The sequence below is a fragment of the Metabacillus sp. KUDC1714 genome (genome assembly GCF_014217835.1).
GTDB lineage: Bacteria > Bacillota > Bacilli > Bacillales > Bacillaceae > Metabacillus > Metabacillus rhizosphaerae.
The window spans coordinates 1,200,761-1,226,236 of record NZ_CP055263.1; the positions used below are offsets into that span (position 1 = coordinate 1,200,761).

General features: G+C 36.7%; 17 protein-coding genes, 1 other RNA gene and 1 pseudogene. All 19 read right to left on the reverse strand.

The genetic code is table 11. The features are described from left to right. Window positions 1-255: 255 nt before the first annotated feature. Entirely contained in the window at window positions 256-1,428 is a 1,173-nt protein-coding gene (locus HUW50_RS05850) for a response regulator transcription factor (RefSeq protein ID WP_066329158.1), read from the reverse strand. Continuing rightward, window positions 1,429-3,183 (reverse strand): sensor histidine kinase, encoded by a 1,755-nt coding sequence (locus tag HUW50_RS05855; RefSeq protein ID WP_066329160.1) that lies wholly within the window; start codon window positions 3,181-3,183, stop codon window positions 1,429-1,431. Window positions 3,184-3,200: 17 nt separating this feature from the next. Next, window positions 3,201-4,436: an ABC transporter substrate-binding protein gene (locus tag HUW50_RS05860; RefSeq protein ID WP_066329162.1), complete on the reverse strand. Its 1,236-nt coding sequence runs from the start codon at window positions 4,434-4,436 to the stop codon at window positions 3,201-3,203. Between the two features lie 366 nt (window positions 4,437-4,802). After that, window positions 4,803-4,979, reverse strand: a pseudogene (locus HUW50_RS26965) (aldo/keto reductase); the annotation flags it as partial. Between the two features lie 341 nt (window positions 4,980-5,320). After that, window positions 5,321-5,660: a transfer-messenger RNA gene (gene ssrA / locus HUW50_RS05865) on the reverse strand. Window positions 5,661-5,864: 204 nt separating this feature from the next. After that, on the reverse strand, window positions 5,865-6,332 hold the full coding sequence (gene smpB / locus HUW50_RS05870) for an SsrA-binding protein SmpB (RefSeq protein ID WP_066329164.1): 468 nt from the start codon (window positions 6,330-6,332) through the stop codon (window positions 5,865-5,867). 403 nt (window positions 6,333-6,735) lie between these two features. Continuing rightward, complete coding sequence (gene rnr / locus HUW50_RS05875; RefSeq protein WP_185653770.1) at window positions 6,736-9,093, reverse strand: ribonuclease R; 2,358 nt, start codon at window positions 9,091-9,093, stop codon at window positions 6,736-6,738. A gap of 15 nt (window positions 9,094-9,108) precedes the next feature. Further along, a complete protein-coding gene (locus HUW50_RS05880; protein WP_066329171.1) occupies window positions 9,109-9,849 on the reverse strand; it encodes an alpha/beta hydrolase in 741 nt (246 codons plus the stop codon). A 363-nt stretch (window positions 9,850-10,212) separates the two neighbouring features. Beyond that, the gene (gene secG, locus HUW50_RS05885) at window positions 10,213-10,446 is read right to left on the reverse strand and encodes a preprotein translocase subunit SecG (protein ID WP_066329173.1); all 234 of its coding nucleotides are present in this window, start codon (window positions 10,444-10,446) and stop codon (window positions 10,213-10,215) included. A gap of 282 nt (window positions 10,447-10,728) precedes the next feature. Further along, a complete protein-coding gene (locus HUW50_RS05890; RefSeq protein ID WP_185653771.1) occupies window positions 10,729-11,688 on the reverse strand; it encodes a nuclease-related domain-containing protein in 960 nt (319 codons plus the stop codon). Between the two features lie 237 nt (window positions 11,689-11,925). Further along, a complete protein-coding gene (eno, locus tag HUW50_RS05895; RefSeq protein WP_066329179.1) occupies window positions 11,926-13,218 on the reverse strand; it encodes a phosphopyruvate hydratase in 1,293 nt (430 codons plus the stop codon). Between the two features lie 14 nt (window positions 13,219-13,232). Then, the gene (gene gpmI / locus HUW50_RS05900) at window positions 13,233-14,768 is read right to left on the reverse strand and encodes a 2,3-bisphosphoglycerate-independent phosphoglycerate mutase (RefSeq protein WP_066329181.1); all 1,536 of its coding nucleotides are present in this window, start codon (window positions 14,766-14,768) and stop codon (window positions 13,233-13,235) included. Further along, a complete protein-coding gene (gene tpiA / locus HUW50_RS05905; RefSeq protein WP_066329182.1) occupies window positions 14,761-15,522 on the reverse strand; it encodes a triose-phosphate isomerase in 762 nt (253 codons plus the stop codon). Before tpiA ends, gpmI begins: the two co-directional genes overlap by 8 nt. 399 nt (window positions 15,523-15,921) lie before the next feature. Continuing rightward, the gene (locus tag HUW50_RS05910) at window positions 15,922-17,106 is read right to left on the reverse strand and encodes a phosphoglycerate kinase (protein ID WP_066329183.1); all 1,185 of its coding nucleotides are present in this window, start codon (window positions 17,104-17,106) and stop codon (window positions 15,922-15,924) included. A gap of 339 nt (window positions 17,107-17,445) precedes the next feature. After that, window positions 17,446-18,453, reverse strand: a complete 1,008-nt coding sequence (gene gap, locus HUW50_RS05915; RefSeq protein ID WP_066329186.1) for a type I glyceraldehyde-3-phosphate dehydrogenase — start codon at window positions 18,451-18,453, stop codon at window positions 17,446-17,448. 117 nt (window positions 18,454-18,570) lie between these two features. Continuing rightward, complete coding sequence (locus HUW50_RS05920) at window positions 18,571-19,590, reverse strand: sugar-binding transcriptional regulator (RefSeq protein WP_066329188.1); 1,020 nt, start codon at window positions 19,588-19,590, stop codon at window positions 18,571-18,573. Between the two features lie 146 nt (window positions 19,591-19,736). After that, a complete protein-coding gene (locus HUW50_RS05925) occupies window positions 19,737-19,970 on the reverse strand; it encodes a glutaredoxin family protein (RefSeq protein WP_066329190.1) in 234 nt (77 codons plus the stop codon). Window positions 19,971-20,009: 39 nt separating this feature from the next. After that, window positions 20,010-21,302, reverse strand: coding sequence for an RNA polymerase factor sigma-54 (gene rpoN / locus HUW50_RS05930; protein ID WP_066329192.1), 1,293 nt, complete (start codon window positions 21,300-21,302; stop codon window positions 20,010-20,012). A gap of 321 nt (window positions 21,303-21,623) precedes the next feature. Then, entirely contained in the window at window positions 21,624-25,475 is a 3,852-nt protein-coding gene (locus HUW50_RS05935) for an EAL domain-containing protein (protein WP_066329193.1), read from the reverse strand. Window position 25,476: the final 1 nt, after the last annotated feature.

Genomic DNA, 25,476 nt, shown 5'->3' on the forward strand with positions numbered 1-25,476 from the left:
CGGCATTTCTCTAAAAAATGTTTAAATTCTTATTATTGAAGAAGAAAAGCGCAAGGCGCCCACTTATCGTCGACAAGCACAAGGCAATAAACAAAAAGAGGCTGGGACATAACTAAATTGACCATTCTTAAAGCCGAATAATTTTTAATTTAATTAAGCAATATAAATAAAAAAACCAAACTATTACGAAACTCAATTAGAATTTCGCATGATAGTTCAGGTTTTTCTTTGGCTGAAATACTTTTGTCCCAGCCTCTACTTATTTTTTACTAGTTTACGATATTCACTTGGTGTTTTTTTCGTTTTCCTTTTAAATACTTGGCTGAAGTAGCGCTGATCGGTATAGCCGACTTTTTCGGCAATTTCATATGTTTTAAGATCTGTATTTTGCAGGAAATGGCATGCATATTCCATTCTGACATTTGTTAAATAATCGAGAAAGGTAAGACCGGTTTTTTGTTTAAAAAGCAGGCTAAAATAGCTAACACTTAATCCTACTTGTTCGGCTGTCTGTTCCACGCCAAGATCTGTTTGAAAGTTATTTCGGATAAAGCCGAGTGCCTCTTCCATCATATCTGCAGCTGATCGGCTGGGCTTATATTCTTTCTTTAACCGCTCTTCTGTCAGAACATTTCCGCTTATATAGTTTTCATATTTTAGTAATTCCTTGGCAGCATCAACGGAATGCTTTATTTCAAATAACTGATCACCTACTTTACCAACCGAGACGATGCATTGATCAGAGCCTTCATGAAGAAGATGCTGTGAAAATGCATCGGTAATATCCGCTGCTTGATTGATGAAGTGTTTTGCCATTTCAACGACTACCATCACTTCTTTATCTGACAGCTTGTAAACAAATAGGTTCGGATTCCACTTAGAAAGAAAGTCTTCATTTTTTGTAAAAATTAATTCGATGTCTTCCTTATAGTTTTTTACAATCATTGAGAAATAAAGAGCTTGTTTGTTGTTGATTTGAGCGTCCACTTTCCCTGATGTAATCAGCTCATAAATCGCATATTTCTCATGCTCATACACACTTACTTTTTGCTCTTTTAATTTGTTAAGCGCTCTTTTAACGCAATCTTCCAATTCGTCATAATCAATCGGCTTTAAAATATAGTCGAACGCGTTATTTTTAATTCCTTCTTTTGCATATTCAAAATCATCATAACCGCTTATTAAGATAACCATTGGCTTATTATTGATCTGATTTAATGTCTTTAACAATTCAATCCCGCTCATTTCTGGCATTGAAATATCTGTTAATAGTAGATCTGCTTGTTGATTTTTGATGATCTCCATGACTTCTTGTCCATTTTGAGCTGTCCCAATAATTTCACAGTCTAATCCCTGCCAATCGATGATTTGTGCAAGATTTTTTAAGATTAATTTTTCGTCATCCGCAATTACTACTTTATATCCCATTCAATCACCTTTAATCGGAAATGAAATTTTAATTAACGTACCCTCATTTTTCGTCGAACAAATGATGAGACCATATTTCTCTCCATAAAAAAGTCTTATCCGCTCATCAACATTGCGTACACCGTGACCATTACTTGTTTGAGTATGATAATTTTCTAGTTTCCACTTATTTAATTCCATTAGTACACGTTCATCAATACCCTTACCATTGTCTTCAATCCAAAACTCACCTTGGCCGTTTGAAACCGTACCTCTAATCTTAATCAGCCCTTCTTCATCATCTCTGTTTGAAAACGCATGGATTAAAATATTTTCTACGAGCGGCTGCAGAGTTAGTTTAAGGACCGGATAATTATTCAGTTCTTCCTCTACATCTACTTCGAAAGAAAAACGATTATCAAATCTTATTTTCTGTATTTCCAGATAGCTGATCACATGACGGATCTCATCTTTTACTTTCACTTCATAACCTCCATTAATGCTGATGCGCAGCAGCTTACCGAGGTTAATCGTCATTTTACTAATTTCCCTTTGCCCGTTTAAAGCGGAGAGTGCATTAATTGATTCAAGCGTATTGTATAAAAAATGAGGATTGATTTGCTGCTGCAGCACTTTAAACTGAGCCTCTCGCTTGCGTTCCTGTTCTGTCTCAATGTCGCTCATCAATTGTTGAAGTTTTCCGATCATGTTATTAAAGCCCTGAGAAATGTTTTGTAATTCTTGAAATTTAAATCTCCCCATTCGTTTGCTGAGCCTGCCGCTTTCAACTTGTTTCATGCGTATTAACAGTTCATGAATAAAACGAGAAATACTTTTTAAATACAATAAATTAAATAAACCCGCGGTTAACACCGTAAACCCTACAACGACTAACATGGTGTTTCGGATATTGACGATATCACTGGAAATTATTTTCCAAGGCTTTATTGATACTAGGATGAGCTTTGAGTTACCTCCTGTTTCAAAACTAGACGGCATATAAGTAATCAAACTTTTTTCATCGTCCCATTCATCAGTGAGGTAACCACTTTTATTTGTTGGAAATTCAGACAAACTTTGAATGTCCAGAGTTTTACCAATGAAATTCCGATTTAATGAATAAAGCACGGTCCCCTCTTTATTTACAATCAATTCATGGCTGGGACCTCCATAAATATCTTTAAAAATCGGATCAAATAAATCTAGTTTTAGCTGTAGTATTAAATACCCTAAATTATCAAGCGTGTTAAGATCCTTTACGACTCTTGATTGAGTTAAAATATAGTCCTGACTAAAAAAAAGGTTTTGATTTTCATATGGAGTTAACCAAACCGGACGACCTTTCTGCTGTAAAACCTCATCCAAAAACAAACTTGAGCGAAGCGCATCTAAGCTCGTAACCTTATCATCGGTATAAGTAATCACATTACCATCAAGCGTATAAAGAACAAGATTATCAATCTGTGAATTTCCATACATCTTTCCGGCGATTTCCTGCTGATCGCTGTAAAATTCATAAATCGTGGACGTATTTTGTGTATTTAAATAGTCCTGAATAGCACTTGATGAAACAACATAGTCAGAAAAGGAATTCACTTCAGAAACAGCGGCTAATAAATTTCGATCAACCGCCTTTAAAGTTTGGATCATTTGCTCACTAATATTTTTTTGTAACGTGGTGGATGAAATTTTGTAAGAAACAACCCCTAGTATAATAATCGGAATTAACACAAAACAGATAAAGGCTATAATTAACTTATGCTGAAATTTTATCATATCGGCACCTAATTCTTTTATTTAGCATTCGAATAGCGGTTAAACATCTTTTCTAGATTCTTAAGATAATCATCCATATTTTGATCATAGTAAAACTGTGCCGTATATTTTCGAAACTCGGATTCTGCAGCGTTTCCTCCTGCCCAGTAATGATTTGGCCAGTTTACTACTTGCCCGCTTGCAATTTTTTCTCTTATTAAATGACCTTCTTTATGGGTGTTTGTAACTTCTTTAACAGCACTGATCGAACCTTCAAAATCGGAAACTCTTTGAGCGTTTTCCCTTTTTATTAAAAACGCTAAAAATGCTTTTACTTCTTCAGGATGTTTCGTATCAGCTGAAATGGCAAAGCCGATATCAACTCCTCCCAATACATTATGATCCTTTTGATTCGATGCTGGGAATGGAAAAATGCCATAATTTAAATAAGGATTCGACTTTTCGATCATCGTTAACGCCCATGTTCCCATAATGTACATAGAACCTTCACCTTTTGCAAATTTTTTATTTACATCATAATAGCTGTCTTCAAAAGAATTTGGCTGGACATATGACAGCACAGTAAGAGTTTTTTCTGTTATTTCCCTCCACCTCGGATCAGATACAATTGAAAATTCACCCTTTTCCCAATAACTCGTTTCGAATTCATTTGCGACTAAGTTTAGATTAAAAATACTCGCCTGGTTTGCATCTTTGTTTGGCATGACTAAAGCTGTTTTTCCATTAGACTTTAACTCTTCCAAAACTTGAACAAACGAATTCCAACTGTTAGGAACCGATAAATTTAATTCTTCGAAATGGTCCTTATTATATAGAACTCCTACCGCATTTTGCGTTAAGGCAGCACCGTACATCTTTCCGTTTATAAGATAACGATTTTGGATAGTGGGTTGGATATTTTTAATGAAGGGTTCATTTGATAAATCAAGCAGATATCCTTTTTCAGCTCTTACTTTATAATCTTGTTCGATCGGATAAGTAATAAAAAGATCTGGAATATCACCTCTTGCAATTCTTGCTTTTAGCACTGTCATCGGTTCAGGTACAATGACCTGCTTAATCGTAACCTTAGGATGCAGCTCTTCAAACTCTTGAATGAGTTCATTAAAGATCACTTCTGTTTCAGGTTTCGGTGAAAAAAATTCAAGTTCAATCTTATCTTCTTTTATGAGAGATTGATCTAATTCATTTCCTGTACAACCGGCTAACAAGAGAATGATAAGAATGGGACTGATAGAAAGAAATTGCTTCATATACCCTCCTATATAATATCTAACTAATACTTTGTTTATCCTTTATGTATACTATAAATCTCACTGTTTTGCTAAGCAATGTCTCCTTTTTCCAATTTCATGTTATCGAATTTGATAATTCAACTAAGTACAGTAGCAAAAAGGTTTTTTTGTACAAACGAAATCAAAAAAACGAGGCTGGGACAAAAGTATTTCAGCCAAAGAAAAACCCGAACTATCATGCGAAATTCTAATTTAGAGTTTCGTAATAGTTTGGGTTTTTTATTTATATCGCTTAATTAAATTAAAAATTATTCGGCTTTAAGAATGGTCAATTTAGTTATGTCCCAGCCTCGCCGCTTTGTTTTATATATGGTTTAGAATTCTTCAATCAGCCGGATCTTGATCATTAATTCTACCATCTGGGCGAGCTAATTCTGCAATCGCGCTCATTTCTGTTTCCTTTAGAGAAAATCAAAGATTGATATATTTCAAGTTGTCGTTCAGGAGATGAAGATTTAGGAATTGGATGGCTCCTAGTTGATAATGCCAATTTAGGAAAACTTATGCTTGAAGTCTCAAGACAAAACAAAAACCACCAAATATGTATTTGGTGGAGACGGTGGGACGTGCTATTCCATACTTTCGATATGGCACTGACTATATCTTGAACCTGATAGATACAGGTCCTTCGGCGTCTTATACGAAACATAGATTTACCTGAACTTAATCAGGCTGGTTTTCGTATCCTAGTACTACCAATCATGGCAGCCTATAAGTCGATACACGGCTGTTGGATTACTCCACATACCGCTCGGCATTGCCCTATCACATTTTTGTGACTTAGGTTTCACCGATAAAGCCGAATTTTCACTTATGTGTTACCACATAAGGCGACTAATAATTAATCGAACCCACGTCCAGAAACATCGCCACTTAAGCGTCTACGAGCGTAGTCGATATATTCGCAGTTTCGCTAACTCCTATGCCTATCGACAGGCGTCAGAGTAGCTAGTCTGATTGGTCTCTTCCATCATCCCCAGACGGAGGAATTAGGCGTAGTCCACTAAGAGTGAGTCCCTTACCCTACCACATGGACGATGGAGGGAGGAACAGCTACGCAGTTATTAAGCTGCGAAAGCTAAGTTATTGTTAGTTTTGCCAGTTATTATTGGCGTGACGTTTTAACGAAGACGATCCCTTCGGCCCGCAACCTAAGCTCGAACTACCCCTGTCGAATCCGTAACGTCCCCATGATAAGCCGTATTATACCAGCTAGGGAATACGGGAGATAAAGCAGTTAAAGCTTAATTGCTTATGAAATTGTTGTGAAGGAGTTAACCCTCATTTTTGATGACGTGTTTATCTGCCATCAGAGTTGTAAGTGACTGTCTTACAAAATCTATTATAACAGACTGATACAAGAATGCAATTGTAAGGTTTTTCCTACTATTCCTTTTGACGTTCTCTAAAGGCACGTTCGATATCACGCTTAGCTTCTTTTTTCTTTAAATCCTCACGTTTATCGTATTTTCTTTTACCCTTACCAAGGCCTATTAAAACCTTAGCGTAACCATTTTTTAAATACATTTTCAATGGTACCAATGCATAGCCTTCTTCTTTTGTAGCACCTATTAATTTTACAATTTCACGTCTATGCAATAAGAGCTTTCTTGTACGTAAGGGTTCATGGTTATAACGATTCCCTTGCTCATATGGACTAATGTGCATATTGTGCAAATATACTTCGCCATGTTCCACTCGTGCGAAGGAATCCTTTAATTGTACTCGACCGTTACGAATTGATTTTATTTCAGTACCTTGAAGGACAATGCCGGCTTCATAAGTTTCTTCAATTGAGAAATCATGATTAGCCTTTTTGTTTTGAGCTAATACTTTTCCAGTTCCTTTAGGCATTGCTTGACCCTCCCTTTAATAGCTATTTCATATAGCGATAAATTACATTTTAGCAAAAATTGGACTTTTCCTCAATATTTACGTGTTAATTCGAACAAAAACGAATGAAATGATGGAACTTAGATGGTTTTTTTGGCAATTTTGATTATTTTTTTGCAACTTACTTTGGTTTTTTTGCAAATATCGGTTGTTATTTTGCAACTTTCATTATTTATTTTGCAACTTCGTTCTTTTTTTTGCAACTTCCAATAAGTTCGCAGCCCAGCCCATTTTTTACAACTTCCAATGAGTTCGCAGCCACCTTTTTTTGCAACTATCCATTCTTATTATTCCAAAGTAAATTTGTTCCACAACTTAAGAGGGTCTGACACAAATTGCCTGTGCCAGACCCATCTTTAAACGATCAAGCTTTCTTTTTCTTTTTCCGCTTCGCTTTCGGTGCATTTTCATAGTGCTTTTTCTTCTTTTTTCGTGGTGGACGGGTTGACCAGTCGCCATCCTTATCCTTATCCTTATCTTTTCCACTACCGCTTCTATTACCTTTTTGATTTGCATCTTTTCTACCTTTACCAGCTATAATAACCTTTGGTCTATCTTTCGCTTCCGGTCTTCTCGTTCCCTTCATGCCAACGATCTCAAAGTCGATAGAGCGCTCTTCTTTATTAACATTTACGACTCGAACCGTAATTTCATCACCAATTCGATACACATTTCCTGTACGTTCGCCAATCATTGCGTAATGACGTTCATCATATCGATAATAGTCATCCGTCATATAACTAACATGAACGAGACCTTCAATTGTATTTGGTAACTCAACAAACATACCAAAGTTAGTAACAGAGCTTATCATGCCGTCATATTCTTCGCCAATTTTATCAAGCATGTATTCTGCTTTTTTCAACTCATCTGTTTCACGCTCTGCTTCAACCGCTCTGCGTTCCATATTTGATGCTTGTTCTGCAATGACAGGTAAGCTTTCTCCCCATCTCGAACGGGTCGCTTCATCAACTTTGCCTTCAATTAAATATGTTCGAATTAATCGATGGACAATTAAGTCAGGATAACGACGGATTGGAGATGTAAAATGTGTGTAAAATTCCGTTGATAATCCAAAGTGACCTAAGCTTTCTGGGTCATATTTTGCTTGCTTCATTGAACGAAGCATTACCGTTGATATCACCGTTTCTTCTGGTGTTCCTGCTACTTCCTCCAAAATATTTTGCAATGCTCTAGGATGGATTTCGTTAGCAGAACCTTTAACCGTGTATCCGAAATTTGTAATAAACTCTAGGAAACGCTGAAGCTTTTCAGTATTTGGATCTTCATGAATTCGATAAATAAATGGCACGTTCATCCAATGAAAATGCTCAGCAACCGTTTCATTTGCTAATAACATGAATTCTTCAATTAACCGCTCTGCAACCGAACGTTCTCGAATCACAACATCATGTGGGTGGCCTTCATCATTTACAAGCACCTTTGCTTCTTTAAAATCAAAATCAATTGCGCCACGGTTCATTCGTTTTGTGCGTAGGATTTGTGCAAGTTCACCCATTTGTTCAAACATTGGTACAAGCTTTTCATACTTTTGCAGAAGTGCCTCATCACGATCTTCGAGGATTTTTTTCACATCAGAGTAGGTCATCCGTTCAGTCGTTTTAATGACACTTTGGAAGATCTCATGTTTTACAACTGTTCCTGCTTCATCTATTTCCATTTCACATGACAAGGTTAGTCGATCTACCTTTGGATTTAATGAACATATTCCATTTGAGAGACGATGAGGAATCATTGGAATTACACGGTCTACAAGGTACACACTTGTCCCACGCTCTAATGCTTCACGATCGATTGGGGACTGCTCGGTTACATAATGACTTACATCGGCAATGTGAACACCTAGCTTGTAGTTTCCATTCGCTAATTTTTGAACGGTAACAGCATCATCTAAATCCTTTGCATCCGCTCCGTCAATTGTCACAATTGTTTCATTACGTAAATCACGACGGTCTTTTAAATCTTCTTCATTAATTGACTCAGGTACATCATTTGCTTGCTGAATCGCTTCTTCAGGAAACGGACCAGGTAGTCCATGTTTATGGATAACAGATAAAATATCAACACCTGGGTCATTTTTATGACCTAAAATGTCGATTACTTCACCCTCTGCACTCATTCGTCCTTCAGGATAAGTTGTAAGTTTTACAACAACTTTATGGCCTTCTACTGCCCCATTTGCAGCATTTTTTGGAATGAAAATATCATTGGCAATTTTCTTATCATCAGGAATCACAAAGCCAAAATTTTTGCTTTCTGTATATGTCCCAACAATTTCTTTTACGCCGCGTTCTAAAATACGAATAATCGTACCTTCTTGACGTGATCCACCTGCAGACTTAGCGCTTACTCTTACTAAAACAATATCACCATGCATCGCTGTTTTTAGTTCGGTAGGTGGGATAAATACATCATCTAAGCTAGTATCTTCAGGGTCTACGAAAGCAAATCCTTTTGCATGGCCGATAAGCTTCCCTTTTAATAAATTCATTTTTTCTGGTAAGCCATATCGGTTACTTCTCGTTCTAACAACTAATCCTTGATCCTCCATCGCTACTAACGCTTTGACAAAATCTTTAAATTCAGTTGAATCCTCTATTCCAAACGCTTCCTCTAGTTCTTGAACGGTAAGAGGCTTGTATGCTTCTTCCTTCATGAAAGCTAGTAGTTTATTGATATGTACTTGTATATCTTGATCCATGTAGTATCCTCCTTTTTACCAATCAAGGCTTTCTAGAAATTGGTAGACGTCTTCATGCAACTGGTCGCGTTCCTTATCTAGTGTAAGAACATGTCCAGACTCTTCGTACCATTTTATTTGCTTTTGATCGGTTTCTACTTCGTTATATATAATGTTTGCACTATCGGTATTAATCATGTGATCATGTCTACCTTGTGCGACAAACGTTGGTGAATAGATCATATCGACATTATTTCGGACGTCTGCAATTAGCTCCTGCAAAGCTTTTAATGTGTTCATTGGAGACTTCGCAAACTCATCCATTTCTTCTTCAATTTGTTCAGGTGATTTTCCTTCAAACTTTTTATAATTTCTCGCATACTCAAGAACACCTTGATACATTACTTCTTCGCTTTTTATATACATTGGTGCACACATTGGGACAATACCCTTTACAGGTACAGTGTAACCTAATTTAAGGGAAAACACTCCGCCAAGTGATAAACCTCCTACTACTATCTTTTCAAACCCCATATTCTTTAAATGATCATAACCTTGCTGGACGTCTTGCCACCAATCCTCAGGACCTGTATGTACTAGCTCTTCTGGAGGAACACCATGCCCCTTATATTGTGGTGCATGACAAGTATAGCCTCTTTCACTTAAATAACGAGCCAGCATCCTTACATCTGCTGTATTCCCAGTAAATCCATGTAATAATAAAACTGCTTTCTCTCCGCCCTCAAACGTAAACGGCTTTGGTAATACTCTTTTCATACTAAGTAACTCCTTCAAAATAAAGATCTTTTAACTAGTTTATCCCACTTTAACTTCCAGTAGTACATCTTGCGCTTTATGCCATATATCTATTTAAACAAACGTTTGATTTATTACCAAAAGGTTTGCTTGAAAGAAAAGCGGAAGCGCCTTGCTCAGCGACGTAGAAAAAAGAGCACTTCGTATGAGATAAAGGAAACACGAAGAGCACGAGCGTTCGATGTTGACTTAGCGTATAAGGAGTGTGAAGTTCACTAGTAGCTAGGCGCTGGAGCTAGACACAAAAACTAGGTACTATAGCGTCATAATGAAATATTAAAACTAAAAAAAGAGCCTGAAGCATCAGACCCTTTGTTTTAAAGATTATTTAACGATATATGCTACCAAGATAGTCAAAATAAAGAATAGCACTGATAAAATAACTGTCGCACGGTGTAAAACTAAATCAAGACCACGAGCCTTTTGCTTACCAAAAAGCTGCTCGGCACCACCAGAAATTGCACCTGATAGACCTGCACTCTTACCAGATTGTAATAATACAACTGTAATTAAAGCGACTGATACTAAAACAAGTAGGATAATTAATGCTGTATGCATGAAAAACGACACCTCCTGATATACGCACAACTAGATAGTTTTAATGTATCATATCTATTCGTAATTCACAATACAAGTTTAGATTGGGCATATTAGTGTTCTCATGGATTCGCAGATTCTATGGAAAATCATAAGCTGGTGGACCAACTATAGGGGATATCTTCGATTATGGGAGATTTATCTTCGATTTTTGTGATTTATCTTCGATTTGGAGAATTTATCTTCGATTATTCGTTTTTATCAACCATTAGACAAAAATCGACAAAGACTCACTATCCATCATTAGTCTAATTGATAAACACGATCTTTATTACTCCCTGTGTACCTGAGGTTCATTGATTTAAGTAGTCTATTCGCTATTGCCGGGGAAGTTATGTTCAAAAAATACCTCATTTCAGCATTTGAAATTGTTGGTTTTACTAACAGTTTGTACTCTTTTATGGCCTGAATATGAGCCTGTTTATCTTTTCTATTACATTTTGGACAATGCCAGTTAGCCTTTACTCTAATTAAGGGAAGGTAATTACAACTAGAACATATCACACCATTCAGAATTTCACTTTCATTTATTTTAAAGCGGGCTAATATAGAAAAATCTGCATTAGTATGCTTTTTGAGTAACTTTCGAGAGATCTTTTTTAGTTCCTTTTCTTCAATATCTGGTGAATTGATGGATTTCTCTAATTGAATAATTTTAGCGGGAAGGTTTTCTTTGCGGATTACTTTGTGGTGAATAATTTGGTCGTCTGGAGAAGAGCGAATTACTGTGGATGGGTTGCTTATGACAACAATTGAGGTGATTTTCATTTCTTTTAAATTATTATTTACTAGCCATTCTTTTAATTGTGATTCTTGCCGTTCCAATTGTATTAGCGGATATTGATATGCCTTTTCCGTTTGGTCTTTTGTTTGAATCAGTTGTTTAAATATCGGATCGAAGTAAATAGTTCCTGATATATTTTTCACCTCAATGATTATTGCAATTTTCCGAGTTAAGATAAGGGTATCAATTTGGAAGTAATGATTTTTACCTTTTAGCCTTATGTCATGAAAAATATAGTAGTCTTTTTCTTCAAGGAAGCTTAAATAATAGTCAATAGCTTCTTCACCTCTGTAGCCAGCCATTCTTTTTTTCAAATCTTCAATAATAATTGGGATTTTTGGATGTTTTAGAGGAAGTCTTAGAAGTAATGCTTCTAATTTTTCAATCGTAAGGGGGAATTCGCGGTGTTTTAAGATCATTTTCTCACTCCATATAATATTTTGCTTAAAACCTTCGCCAATTCTAGTGGAAATCCTGCTTCTATTTTTCTTCATTAATAATTTATCTACGATTTTGATGAGTTTATCTTCGATTTTTCAAATTTATCTTCGATTCTCGCAATTTATCAACGATTAGACATAGACCGTCAAAATTCGCCAAAACCCCCGAACAGAATATTAAAAAAGGAACTGCCTCAGCAGTCCCTTTCCCAAAAATTATTTCTTTAAGTTATAGAATGTTTTGATTCCATCATATCTTGCTGCATCTACAAGTTGATCTTCGATACGTAGAAGTTGGTTGTATTTCGCAACACGGTCTGTACGTGATGGAGCACCAGTTTTGATTTGGCCAGCGTTAGTTGCTACAGCGATGTCAGCAATTGTCGTATCTTCTGTTTCACCAGAACGATGAGAAATTACTGCAGTGTAACCAGCGCGTTTCGCCATTTCGATTGCTTCAAATGTTTCAGTTAATGTACCAATTTGGTTCACTTTGATTAAGATTGAGTTACCAATTCCTTTTTCGATACCTTCAGCAAGCTTCTTCGTGTTTGTAACGAATAAATCATCACCAACAAGTTGAACTTTACCGCCAAGACGCTCAGTTAATAATTTATGACCTTCCCAGTCATTTTCATCTAAACCATCTTCGATTGAAATGATTGGGTATTTAGAAGACATTTCTTCATACCAGTCAACCATTTCAGCAGATGTTTTGACAACACCTTCACCTGAAAGATGGTATTTACCGTCTTCTTTGTTGTAGAACTCAGAAGAAGCAGCATCCATAGCAAGCATAACTTGCTCACCTGGTTTGTAACCAGCTTTTTCGATTGCTTCGATGATTGTTTGAAGAGCTTCTTCGTTTGAACCTAAGTTTGGAGCGAATCCACCTTCATCACCTACAGCAGTGTTAAGACCTTTACCATGAAGAACTGATTTTAAGCTATGGAAGATTTCTGCTCCCATGCGTAGAGCTTCACGGAAGTTTTCAGCACCTACAGGCATAACCATGAATTCTTGAATGTCAACATTGTTATCAGCGTGCTCACCACCGTTAACGATGTTCATCATTGGTACTGGTAATGTTTTCGCGCTGAATCCACCAAGGTATTGGTATAAAGGTACTTGTAAGAAATCTGCAGCAGCACGAGCAGCAGCCATAGAAACACCAAGGATTGCGTTCGCACCTAATTTACCTTTGTTTTCTGTACCATCAAGCTCGATTAAAGCTTGGTCAATTGCAACTTGTTCAGTTACTTCGAAACCAAGTAATTCTGGAGCGATTAATTCATTTACGTTTTTAACAGCTGTTAGAACACCTTTTCCTAAATAGCGCTCTTTGTCACCATCACGAAGCTCAACTGCTTCGTATTCACCTGTTGAAGCACCACTTGGTACCATTGCGCGTCCGAACGCACCTGATTCTGTGTGTACTTCTACTTCAATTGTTGGATTTCCGCGTGAGTCTAATACTTCGCGTGCATATACGTCTACAATGTATGGCATTTAATTTCTCTCCTTTATTTTTGGATTAATGTTTTTCCTGTCATTTCTTTAGGTAATTCGACATTTAATAGATCAAGCATTGTTGGTGCTAAATCGCCAAGAATTCCACCTTCACGAAGTGTAGCACCCTCTTCAGTCACAATGACTGGAACCGGATTTGTCGTATGAGCTGTCATTGGCTCACCTTCTAATGTTACAACTTCATCAGAGTTACCATGGTCAGCTGTAATGATTGCTTTTCCACCTTTAGCGATGATTGCATCAACTATTTTTCCAAGACACTCATCAACTGTTTCAATTGCTTTAATTGTTGGCTCTAGCATTCCAGAATGTCCTACCATATCTGGATTTGCAAAGTTTAAAAGGATTGCATCAAATTTATCAGCTTCAATTTCGGCAAGTAACGCGTCCGTTACTTCATATGCACTCATTTCTGGCTGAAGATCATAAGTTGCAACCTTTGGTGAAGCAATTAAAATACGCTCTTCACCTGGAAACTTCTCTTCACGACCACCACTCATAAAGAAGGTTACGTGTGGATATTTTTCAGTTTCTGCAATACGAAGTTGTGTTAAATTATTTTGTGCTAACACTTCTCCAATTGTATTATCTAAGTTTGTTGGTTTAAAAGCAACATATCCATCAACTGTTTCACTAAAATGTGTTAAACAAACAAAGTGTAAGTTCTTAGGATGTTTTTCTCCACGATCAAATGAACGGAAATCTTCATTTGTAAACGTGTTTGAAATTTGTATTGCACGGTCTGGACGGAAATTATAGAAAATTACCGCATCGTTATCACTTAGAGTTGCAACAGGTGAACCGTCTTCCTTCGTCATAACAGATGGAAGTACGAATTCATCGAAAATACCATTGTTATAAGAATCATCGATACATTCCATTGGAGTACTGTAAGTAGGACCTTCTCCGTACACCATTGAACGGTATGATTTTTCTACACGGTCCCAACGCTTATCGCGGTCCATTGAGTAGTAACGTCCTGATAAAGTCGCAATTTCCCCGACACCGTATTCTGTGATTTTTTCTAGTAAATCATTCAAGTATGTTTTAGCAGTTTTTGGTCCTACATCACGACCATCAAGGAAGCCATGGATGTACACATTTTTCACGCCTTCTTTAGCTGCAAGCTGCAAAAGAGCATATAAATGCTGGATATGACTATGAACGCCACCATCTGATAATAGACCAAATAAATGTAGGTTTGTACCGTTTTGTTTTACATGATCAATAGCAGCTGTGAAAGTTTCATTTTTTTCAAATTCTCCTTCACGAATTGCTACGTTTACACGTGTTAAGCTTTGATACACAACACGACCTGCACCAATATTTAAGTGCCCTACTTCAGAGTTCCCCATTTGTCCTTCAGGAAGACCTACCGCTTCACCAGAAGCCGTTAATTGCGAATGTGGATACTGATTCCAGAAACGGTCAAAGTTTGGCTTCTTAGCATGAGCAACTGCATTTCCTTTCGATTCTTCACGGCAAGCAAAGCCGTCAAGAATAATTAGTGCAACTGGTGCTTTACTCATTGCTACTTGCCTCCAAAAGCTGAAGGAAGGATTGTGCTTCTAAACTTGCTCCACCGACTAGTGCACCATCGATATCAGGTTGCGCCATATATTCTTTAATATTTTCAGGCTTTACACTACCACCGTATTGAATACGTACAGCTTGTGCAGCAGCTTGTGAAAATTGCTCACCAACAACTTGGCGGATATGTGCACATACTTCATTTGCATCTTGAGCAGATGAAGATTTGCCAGTTCCAATAGCCCAAATTGGTTCATACGCAATAACAGTTTGAGTTACTTGCTCTTCAGTTAAACCTTGTAATGCTTGTTTCACTTGTTCACCTACAAGATCATTTGTCTTACCAGATTCACGTTCTTCTAACGTTTCACCACAGCAAACAATTGGAGTTAAACCATGTTTGAAAGCAGCTAGTGTTTTCTTGTTAACTGTTTCATCTGTTTCAGCAAACATTTCTCTACGCTCTGAATGCCCTAAAACAACATAGCTAACACCTAAATCTTTAAGTGCTACTGGACTAATTTCGCCAGTGAATGCGCCATTTCCTTCAAAGTGCATGTTTTGCGCACCTACTTTTAGGTCACTACCTTCAGTTAAGCCTACTAGGCTTTCTAAAAATAGTGCTGGAGCACATACTACTGAGTCAACATTAGCTGCAGTAGGTACTAAACCTTTTACTTCTTCAACAAAGCTTCTTGCTTCAGAAGATACTTTGTTCATTTTCCAGTTACCTGCAATAATTGGTTTTCTCACGATTACACCGTCCCTTTTCAAATTTCCTATGACTAATAACGCCACGATAAAAAATGAAGGTAAATGCTTGTGTAAAAATAATAGTCAAGATGTCGCGACTAATCTTGGTTTCTTATTTTACAAACATAAAACTTGAGACACGATTTTATAATTAGTTTCGTGTCTAGCTCCAGCTCCCAACGACTAGTGAACTTCACACTCCTTATACGCTAAGTCAACATCGAATCGCTTACGCTCTTCGTGTTTCCTTTGCCGCACCTAAACGGTCAGTAAATAATAACTGTCCGTAAAGGTCCGATAAGTCTCGCTATCCATCAGAAAACCACTGATGGAAGTCTCGCTTTATCTCATTCGGCGTGCTCTTTTTTCTACGTCGCTAAACGGTCGCTTCCGCTTTTCTTATTTATCGTTTAATGCCACAACACCTGGAAGTTCTTTACCTTCCATAAATTCAAGAGAAGCTCCACCGCCTGTAGAAATATGGCTCATTTTATCTGCCAACTCAAACTTTTCTACAGCCGCTGCTGAATCTCCTCCTCCGATTACTGAATATGTATCATTTGCTTCAGCAAGTGCTTCGGCAACAGCCTTCGTACCACCTGCAAATGCATCTAATTCAAACACACCCATTGGTCCATTCCAAATAACTAATTTAGATTTTTTAATAACATCCGCATAGATTTCGCGTGTTTTTGGACCTGCATCAAGACCTTCCCAATCACTAGGAATGCTGTCGATTGGTACAATTTGAGTATTTGCGTCATTTGAGAAATCATCTGCAACAACGACATCAACAGGCACGTAGAAATTAACGCCTTTTTCTTTTGCTTGTTCTAGGAATGATTTTGCTAAATCTATTTTATCTTCTTCTAAAAGTGATTTACCTACATCATGGCCTAATGCTTTGATGAATGTATAAGCTAATCCACCACCGACGATTAAGTTATCAACTTTATCAAGTAAGTGTTGAATAACACCAATTTTATCCTTAACTTTCGCACCACCGATAATCGCTGTAAAGGGGCGTTCAGGATTTGATAAAGCTTTACCTAATACTTCAAGCTCTTTTTCCATTAAGAAGCCTGCAACAGCTGGAATATGTTTTGCAATTCCTTCAGTTGAAGCATGTGCACGGTGAGCAGCGCCAAATGCGTCATTAACATAAATATCTGCTAAGTCAGCAAATGCTTTTGCTAGTTCTGGATCATTCTTTTCTTCACCAGGGTAGAAACGAACGTTTTCTAATAATAGAACGCCACCTTCTTCTAGCTTCGCAATTTCAGCTTTAACAGTTTCACCGTAAGCTTCATCTGTTTTCACAACATTCTTACCTGAAAGTGCCTGTAGCTTTTCTGCCACTGCATTTAAACGTAGCTCTTCAACTACTTGTCCCTTTGGACGTCCTAAATGACTTGCTAATACGACCTTTGCACCTTGCTCAGTAAGGTACTGAATCGTAGGTAAAGCTGCACGAATACGTGTATCATCTGTAACTTGTCCATCCTTCATCGGAACGTTAAAATCAACGCGACAAAAGACGACTTTTCCTTTTACATCAATGTCTTTAACTGACTTTTTGTTCATGAAAAGCCCTCCTATTCTGAAATGCGGAAGCGCCTTGGTCAGCCCCGACAAGCACAAGACGACCCTCACAGAAAGGTGTTCTTTACCTTTCAGTGAGGATTGGCTTGTGACCTCGAGGCAGTTACGAACGCGACGTCCTGTCGCTGTAACTGCACTTGCACGTCCTGTGCTTCGGGGCTAGGCGCTGCAGCTAGACACAAAAACTTAGTAATAAGCCAAAGTGTCTTAAAAACTTATGCCTTAAAAACAAAACAAGGAAAGGGGATGATCCCCTTTCCCCATTTTTTCATACATTTAAGTCTTATTCAATTAATTCTCTATCTGAGAATTCTTTAAGAATTAAAGACCTTTAGACGCAAGGTATTCAGCAAGATCTACTACACGGTTAGAGTAGCCACTTTCGTTATCATACCAAGAAATAACTTTAACCATGCTACCTTCCATAACCATTGTAGATAAAGCATCGATTGTAGAAGAATTAATGTTACCGTTGTAATCACCAGATACTAATGGCTCTTCACTGTATCCAAGGATACCTTTTAATTCGCCTTCAGCAGCTGCTTGTAATGCTGCGTTTACTTCATCAACAGTTACTTCTTTATCTAATTCAGCAACTAAGTCAACTAAAGAAACGTTAGGAGTTGGAACACGCATAGCTCCACCGTTTAATTTACCTTTTAATTCAGGTAATACTAGAGAAACAGCTTTAGCAGCACCAGTTGTAGTTGGGATGATGTTTTCAGCTGCCGCACGAGCACGACGGTAGTCTTTATGTGGTAAATCTAAGATTTGTTGATCATTTGTGTATGAGTGAACAGTTGTCATCATACCACGTTTGATACCGAATTTATCATTTAATACTTTAGCAAATGGAGCTAAACAGTTAGTAGTACAAGAAGCGTTAGAAATTACATCGTGGCTAGCTGCATCGTATTTATCTTCGTTTACACCCATAACGATTGTAATATCTTCGTCACTTGCTGGAGCAGAGATGATAACTTTTTTAGCGCCTGCTTCTAAGTGTTTCGCAGCGTCTGCACGCTTAGTGAAGAAACCAGTAGATTCAACTACGATATCAACGCCTTGCTCGCCCCAAGTTAATTTAGCTGGGTCACGCTCAGCAGATACTTGAATTGTTTTTCCTTCTACTACTAGGTTGTTACCGTCAACAGAAACTTCTGCATCTAATTTTCCGTGAACTGTATCATATTTTAAAAGATGAGCTAACATGTTAGCATCTGTTAAATCGTTAACTGCTACAACGTCAACGTTAGGATTTTTTAATGCTGCACGGAATACATTACGACCAATACGACCAAAACCATTAATACCGATTTTTACTGCCATGATTAATTTCCTCCTTTAATTGTGTTCAATAGGTGATACACCCTTGAACGCTACATTACTAAGGTTGTTCAATTCTCAAAAAGTATTAAAGAAATGAACATATATAATCAGGGATAATTAATCCCTTATTAACTCATTTGCAGCACCTTCATCTGTTATTAAAACAGAGTCTAATGCTTGTTTCATATAGGCATTAATTGCCTTTGCCTTTGATGCTCCACCTGCTACGGCAATAACATTTGGCACCTCATCAATGTCCTCTAGCTGAATTCCTACTGTTTGAACCTTATGTACGATATTACCCTCTTGGTCAAAATAATAACCAAACGATTCTGCTACAGCATTTCCTTTTTCTATTTTAAGGAAATCCTTTTCCGGAGTTCTCCGGCGCTCTGCCATCGTTTTAGCGTCTCCAATTCCATGAATAACCATACTTGAGGATTTCACCATATCTAAGAGTTCTTTAATAGAAGGCTCTTCAATGATTGATTGATAAGCATCCTTACTAAGCTGATCTGGAACGTGTAAAAGTCGGTAATTTCCACTAGCACGCTCTGCCATCTTTGCACAAATTGTGTTCGCTTGATTTTCAACTGTTTCTCCAAGTCCTCCACGTGCAGGAACAAATAGAAGTTCGCGATTTTTGCTATCTGGAGTCATCATTTCTGCAACAGCAGCAAGGGTTGTGCCTCCAGTAACAGCGACGATATTTTTTGCATCAAATCGCTTTTTTATACATGATACACATGCTCTTCCCATTTCTTTTTGTACCCATGGGGATTGATCACTGTCACCCGAAACGACGATCACTTTGTTAAGATTAAATTTCTCTTTTAATGTATTTTCCAAAAGAGTCAATCCTAATACGTCTTTCATCATTTCTTCGAGAACAGTCAATAGAGATGTTCCGTCTTTCGTTAAGTTCATACCCGAGGTGTGAATTTCAACTAAATTCTGATCTTTCAGAAATTGAACTTCATTCCTAAGGACTCTTTCACTTAATCCTAGACTAATTGAGAGACTTCTTCGTCCAATCGGCTGCATTAACCGAATGTATTGCAGAATTTGATAGCGTTTTTGCATAACCTGTAAAAGGTCAGGCAATAATTTCTTTTGTACTTCTATTAATGATTTCATCTTTGCTATCCCTTTCTGAGTCGATCTGGACTTTTAATGTCCCGCTATGACTTATTATGTCCCACCTACTCAAAAAAAAATCTCCCCTGCTACATCTTTATTTTAACAGGGTAAAATTTTATATTCAAGGGATGTTTTACGACTTTTTAAAGTAACCGCTTTCTTATGTTATCTTTTTCCAATATTCCATAAGAAGCGATTTCATCATCGATTTTTACGACGGGGATCATAATTTGATATAGTTCCAAAAGTTCATCATCCTGATAAATATCCACAATATCATATTCAAAAGGAATTTCTTTTTGAATGTCTTTTAAAATCGCTAAGCCCTTATCACATAAAGAGCAATTTTCCTTTGAGTAGAAAATAACCTTTTTCATGATTCACTAACCCTTCCATTCTGTTGACTACTATATTTATTAATACTGCTTTCTTATCGCTGATGATGAAATGTTTAATTGTTCGCGATATTTTGTAACTGTTCTTCTTGAAATATTTATACCATAACGAGATTTTAACTCATTTGCAATTTTTTGATCTGATAAAGGTTTCTTTTTATCTTCAGAATTAACCATTTCCATCAGTTTCATTTTTACAGAGGCAGATGAAACCTCACCACTTTCTTCATCAAGCTTATTTGAGAAAAATGATTTCATACTTACTAAGCCATGAGGTGTTTGGATGAATTTATCCTTTACCGTCCTGCTAACCGTCGATTCATGAATGTCCAAGGCTTCTGCGATATCCTTTAATGTTAGTGGCTTCAGAAGGCTTTTTCCATATAAAAAATATTCGTGTTGTTTTTGAATGATCACCTTCATTACATTTAACATTGTCTCTTTACGCTGTTCAATCGCTCTTTGCAGCCATCTTCCCTGTGTTAGCTTTTTAGAATAAAAATCCTTTGTCTCTGAATCCATCGTATTCAGAATAGCTGGTTCTAAGGTCTGATTAAATAATAGTTGCGGAATAAGCTCGTCATTATAAATTACCTGTAACTCATTATTTGTCTTTCTAACGATCATGTCAGGAGTTACATATGTTGATTCATCACTTTCAAATTTTAGCCCCGGTCTCGGTTCAAGTTTTTTTATTTCGTGCTGTATTTCCTGGATTTCAATTATTGAGACATTTAATTTTTTAGCTAAGTCCTTCCAAGACTTTTCAGCAAAGCTCCGGAAATGGTCTAATATGATTGTTTCCGCGAGTTCATTTCTAATCGGCAATCGCCTTAACTGTAATAAAATACACTCTTGCAGAGAACGTGCACCAACACCTGCAGGCTCTAAGCTTTGAAGCATATATAACTTGCTTTCAAGCAATTCTTCGCTAACGTTAACGATTCGAGCAAGGTCTACTAAGTTGTCCTTCAAATATCCATTTGCGTCAAGAGCATTGATTAATAAATCAAGACAAGCTCTATCGTTAGTGGTCATCGAAAAATCAATTAGCTGATTCCGCAAATGCTCTCTAAGGCTAGGCTTTTCTTCGAAGGAATTCTCAATAAATGATTGCTTATCTGATTTTGAGCTGGACTTACGATATGGAGAACTGTAGGTTTCTCTTACTTCAATGAGGGGATTTTCCATTGTGAGTTCCTGGATATAAGAAAGGAGATCAACTGAGGAATATTGTAATAAAGTAATCGCTTGCTGTAATTCTTGAGTCATTTTCATTTTTAATGTTTGTTCTTGCATTAACCCAATTTTCATGTTAGCTTCCCCCTATTTTACATACTACTCAAAGTTTAAGAAAAGAGGTACAGTATAGCCATAAAGGAAACGCTTACATTTAGTGACGTATTCTCCTTTTCAACAAAACTATCCTCAAACTTCTTAATTATAATCCTACTACATGATTATGTTTCTGTCACAAAAAAATGCTGGAATTAGGTTTTTTGTATTATTCGCTAGAGAATGGCTAAATCCTGTCTTTAGGCCAATAGTCATCAATACAATAAATAACGAAAAAAGCTGACCATTTATTGATCAGCCTCTTTTGATTGGTCGTAATTCAATTTACCACTTAAATTATTATTCATCTTCCTCATCCACATTTTTACTTTTTTTGTCCTTAGTGGAAGTCGTGTGCTTATACTGTTTAAGAAACTCATTAATGATCTCTTCAATCAATGTAATTTCAACCTGGATGATATCAAAGTATTCTGGTTTATAGATTCCTTTTTGAAGTAACTGGAACAAACCCTTTATTGATGTCATCGGGTTCCTTATTTCTTGGGCAACTTCAGCTGCTATTTCTCCGGCAATTGTTAACTTTTCAGATTTCCGTAAAAGCTCTTCTGCTTTTAGCATCTCAGTAATATTTCTTGCCACCCCAATGACATGCTGAACATTTCCATTTTCGTCCAAAATCGGTGTTAATACTGATTCAAATATACAAATGCCACCATCAAGCTTTTTGAATTTAATTTCTTTCTGACTTGCTTGCTTTGTTTTTACCATTTCCATAAAAGAAAACTTATGCATGTTCTGATCAGCTTCAGGGAAAAGACTATATATTTTCCTACCTTCAAAATGACTTGGAGGATAACCGAGTACATTTTCATGAGAAGGAGAAGCGTATACCATTGTCCCGTTTACATCATAAATTGAGACGAGATCTTTCATATTTTCAGCCATTAGGCGATACATTTCTTGGCTTTTACGTAATGCTTTTTCGGTTTCTTTTAATTGCGTAATGTTTATACATGAGCCAATAATCTCTACAATTTCTCCGCCTCTTTTAATCGGACTTAAAGCAGCAAGATAATAGATACCGTTAAGCTCACCTTCGTACGTTACATTTTCCTCGCCATCCCATGCTCTTTGATAATATCTTGTTTTCTCTTTTGCTTTTTCAACTGGTATAAAATCAATTAGTTCTTTTCCTATCGTTTGTTCAGGAACTAGGCCAAGTTGATAAGCTAGTTCTCCGTCGAATAAGGTATGAATAAATCGTCCATTCACTTTTTTGAACTTCATGGTCATTCCTTGCTGTAACCGCACAGTTTCCTGAAGTTCTTTTCGTGCATTTTGAATTAATTCCTCAGCCCATAAACGATCATTCAGATCTTGAGAAATCCCACATGAGATTACTATTTTTTCAATGTCCTTAAACTTGCTTTCAAATTCTTCCGCAAGAACGGGTTTACTAAAATAATATCCCTGACCTTCATTACAAACATATTGTTGAAGAAACACTAAATGCTCCTTCGTTTCAATCCCCTCAGCTACAACGTTTAAATTTAAGTTGTGAGCCATCGAAATAATTGTTTTTACAATTGTTTCGTCACTAGGATTATTATGGAGTTCACGAACAAAGGATTGATCGATCTTTAATGTATCAACAGGGAAACGTTTTAAATAATTCAATGAGCTAAAGCCTGTCCCGAAATCATCAATACTAATTCGTACTCCTAAACGTTTTAATTCCTTTAAAGTAGTAATTGTCCTTTCAATATCTGTTGTCATACTTTCGGTAATTTCAATCTCCAAGTACTGCGGATCAAGCCCAGTCTCATTTAATATTTTTGCAACTGTTTGAACAAGGTTTGCCTGAGAAAATTGCCGTGCTGATAAATTTACAGACATAACTAAGTTTGGAAATCCTTTTTTATGCCAAGTCTTGTTTTGAACACAGGCTGTATACAAGACCCATTCTCCAATCGGAATAATTTGTCCTGTTTCTTCTGCAATTGGGATAAAATTTTCAGGAGAAACAATCCCCCATTCAGGATGATTCCAGCGAATTAATGCCTCTGCACCAGAGATTTTACCTGTTTTAAGATCTATTTTTGGTTGATAGTGCAAGACAAGCTCATGACGTTGGATTGCTTTGTGCAATGCCATCTCCATTTCTAAAGAATTATATGTTCCTTCTTCCTCATATGAAGAATAAAATCTATACGTTTTCTTTCCAGCTGACTTTGCTTGATACATCGCAAAATCCGCATGTTTAATTAAGATCTCTCCCGTTTCCCCGTCATCAGGATATAAGCTAATCCCAATACTCGGAGAAGTAAAAATATCATATTCGTTAATTTTGAAAGGTTTAGTTAGCATTTCGATTATTCGTTCTGCTATCTTTGCGGCTTGATCACGATCCACATTTTCCAAAATCACAATAAACTCATCGCCGCCCTGTCGGAATACCATATCGTTTTCATTTACAGAGCGCTTTAAGCTTTGAGCTACTTCTTTTAACAATAGATCGCCTATCGTATGGCCTAATGTATCGTTTATAACTTTAAAACGGTCTAGGTCAATAAACAGGACTGCTTTTCTCGTTGAAAGTTCTAATCCAGTCGACAAACACTTCTCAAGCATACTTCTGTTTGGCAACCCAGTCAGATGATCATGGTATGCCATATGCTGTACCAAAGCTTGTGCTTTCTTTTGCTCTGTAATGTCCTTTGCAATTCCATAAATGCCCACAATTTTCTCTTCAATAACAATCGGTATATTTGTTACATTAACATAAACTAGTTTCCCCGATTTATGAACAACGTTTACATAAAGTGTATCGGTACTCCCTTTCGTTGCATTATCAAAAGCAGTCATTGCTTTTGATATATCATCCGGATGGATAATCTCCTCAAATGACATAGTTAATAACTCAGCTGAACTGTAACCTGTCAGGTGTTCACTGGCTTTATTAACATTAGTAAAATTTCCTGTTAAATCAAATGAGTAGACAGCATCCTTGTTATATTCAAAGAGAGACTGATAACGTTGTTCGTTGATCGTTAATTGTTCGATGAGCACCTTCTGTTCGGTAAGATCTTTCCCCATTGCTAAAAGCGCTGGCTTACCATTATACATAACTTTTGCTCCAGAACCCTCTACAATAATAGATTTTTTATCAAGTGTAAAAAGCTTATATTCCTGAAAATGTTGTTCCTTGCCTTTAAATAGATTATCCACTGAATTTTTAAAGTGTTCGATACTATCAGGATGAACAATTTTCTTAATTGATTTTCCAATTAATTGCTTATCATGAGAAGCACCATATAATTTAATCGCTTCAGGATTTGCGTAAACAATTATGTCATCTTGAATTACAAGCAGTGCCATGGGGGATTTCTCAATAAGATTACGATAACGTTCTTCACTCTCAATCAGTTCCTTCTCCACCTGTTCAGTACGTTCTAACTTTTGTGACTGGCTGGTGAATTTTCTATCTATTACAGAAATCAAAATAAAAAAGAAAAGAATAACTACACTACCTATCCCTATTCCAACGGTTAAGTAAATATTATGGTTGATGGTTACATGTTCAGAAGCAGCAAGATGGCTTGTCATTCCTACCATTGATAAAAAGTGCAAACACATTAAACTAATTCCCATAAGAATTCCGCTAATCATCTTCATACGAAAAATGCCTAATGAAGGAGATAACATATTCCGCATAAACATTTTTAGAATATAAAAGGTCGGTAATAAGGCGAATAGTGTCGCTACTAAAACTGAGAAAAAATTGTATTCAATTTGACCATGAAATGACTCCATTCCGCTAAAATGAAGTACGAGAAAGCTTATCCCCCAAATAAGACTTGCTAAGTTGCCATGAGCCCTACTTTTTTGAGCTTTTGCACTGATGATTAATGTTAAATACATAAGACTTATTGCAACTATTAAAGAAATAGACACATGAGATAAGTCAAATGAATGAAAGGGTATAAAAGCAAGCATTCCTAAAAAATGCGCCGTCCAAATCCCAATACCAATAGTAAAAGAACCATACCATATCCAAATTGTTTTCTTTCGCCCCTTTTGGTTTGAAAGGCGGTAAAGTATATCAAAACCAGTATAAGAAGATAAGATAGCAATAATAAATGAAACAACAACAAGTAATGGATGATAGTTAGCAAAAAATGAATTAATCACT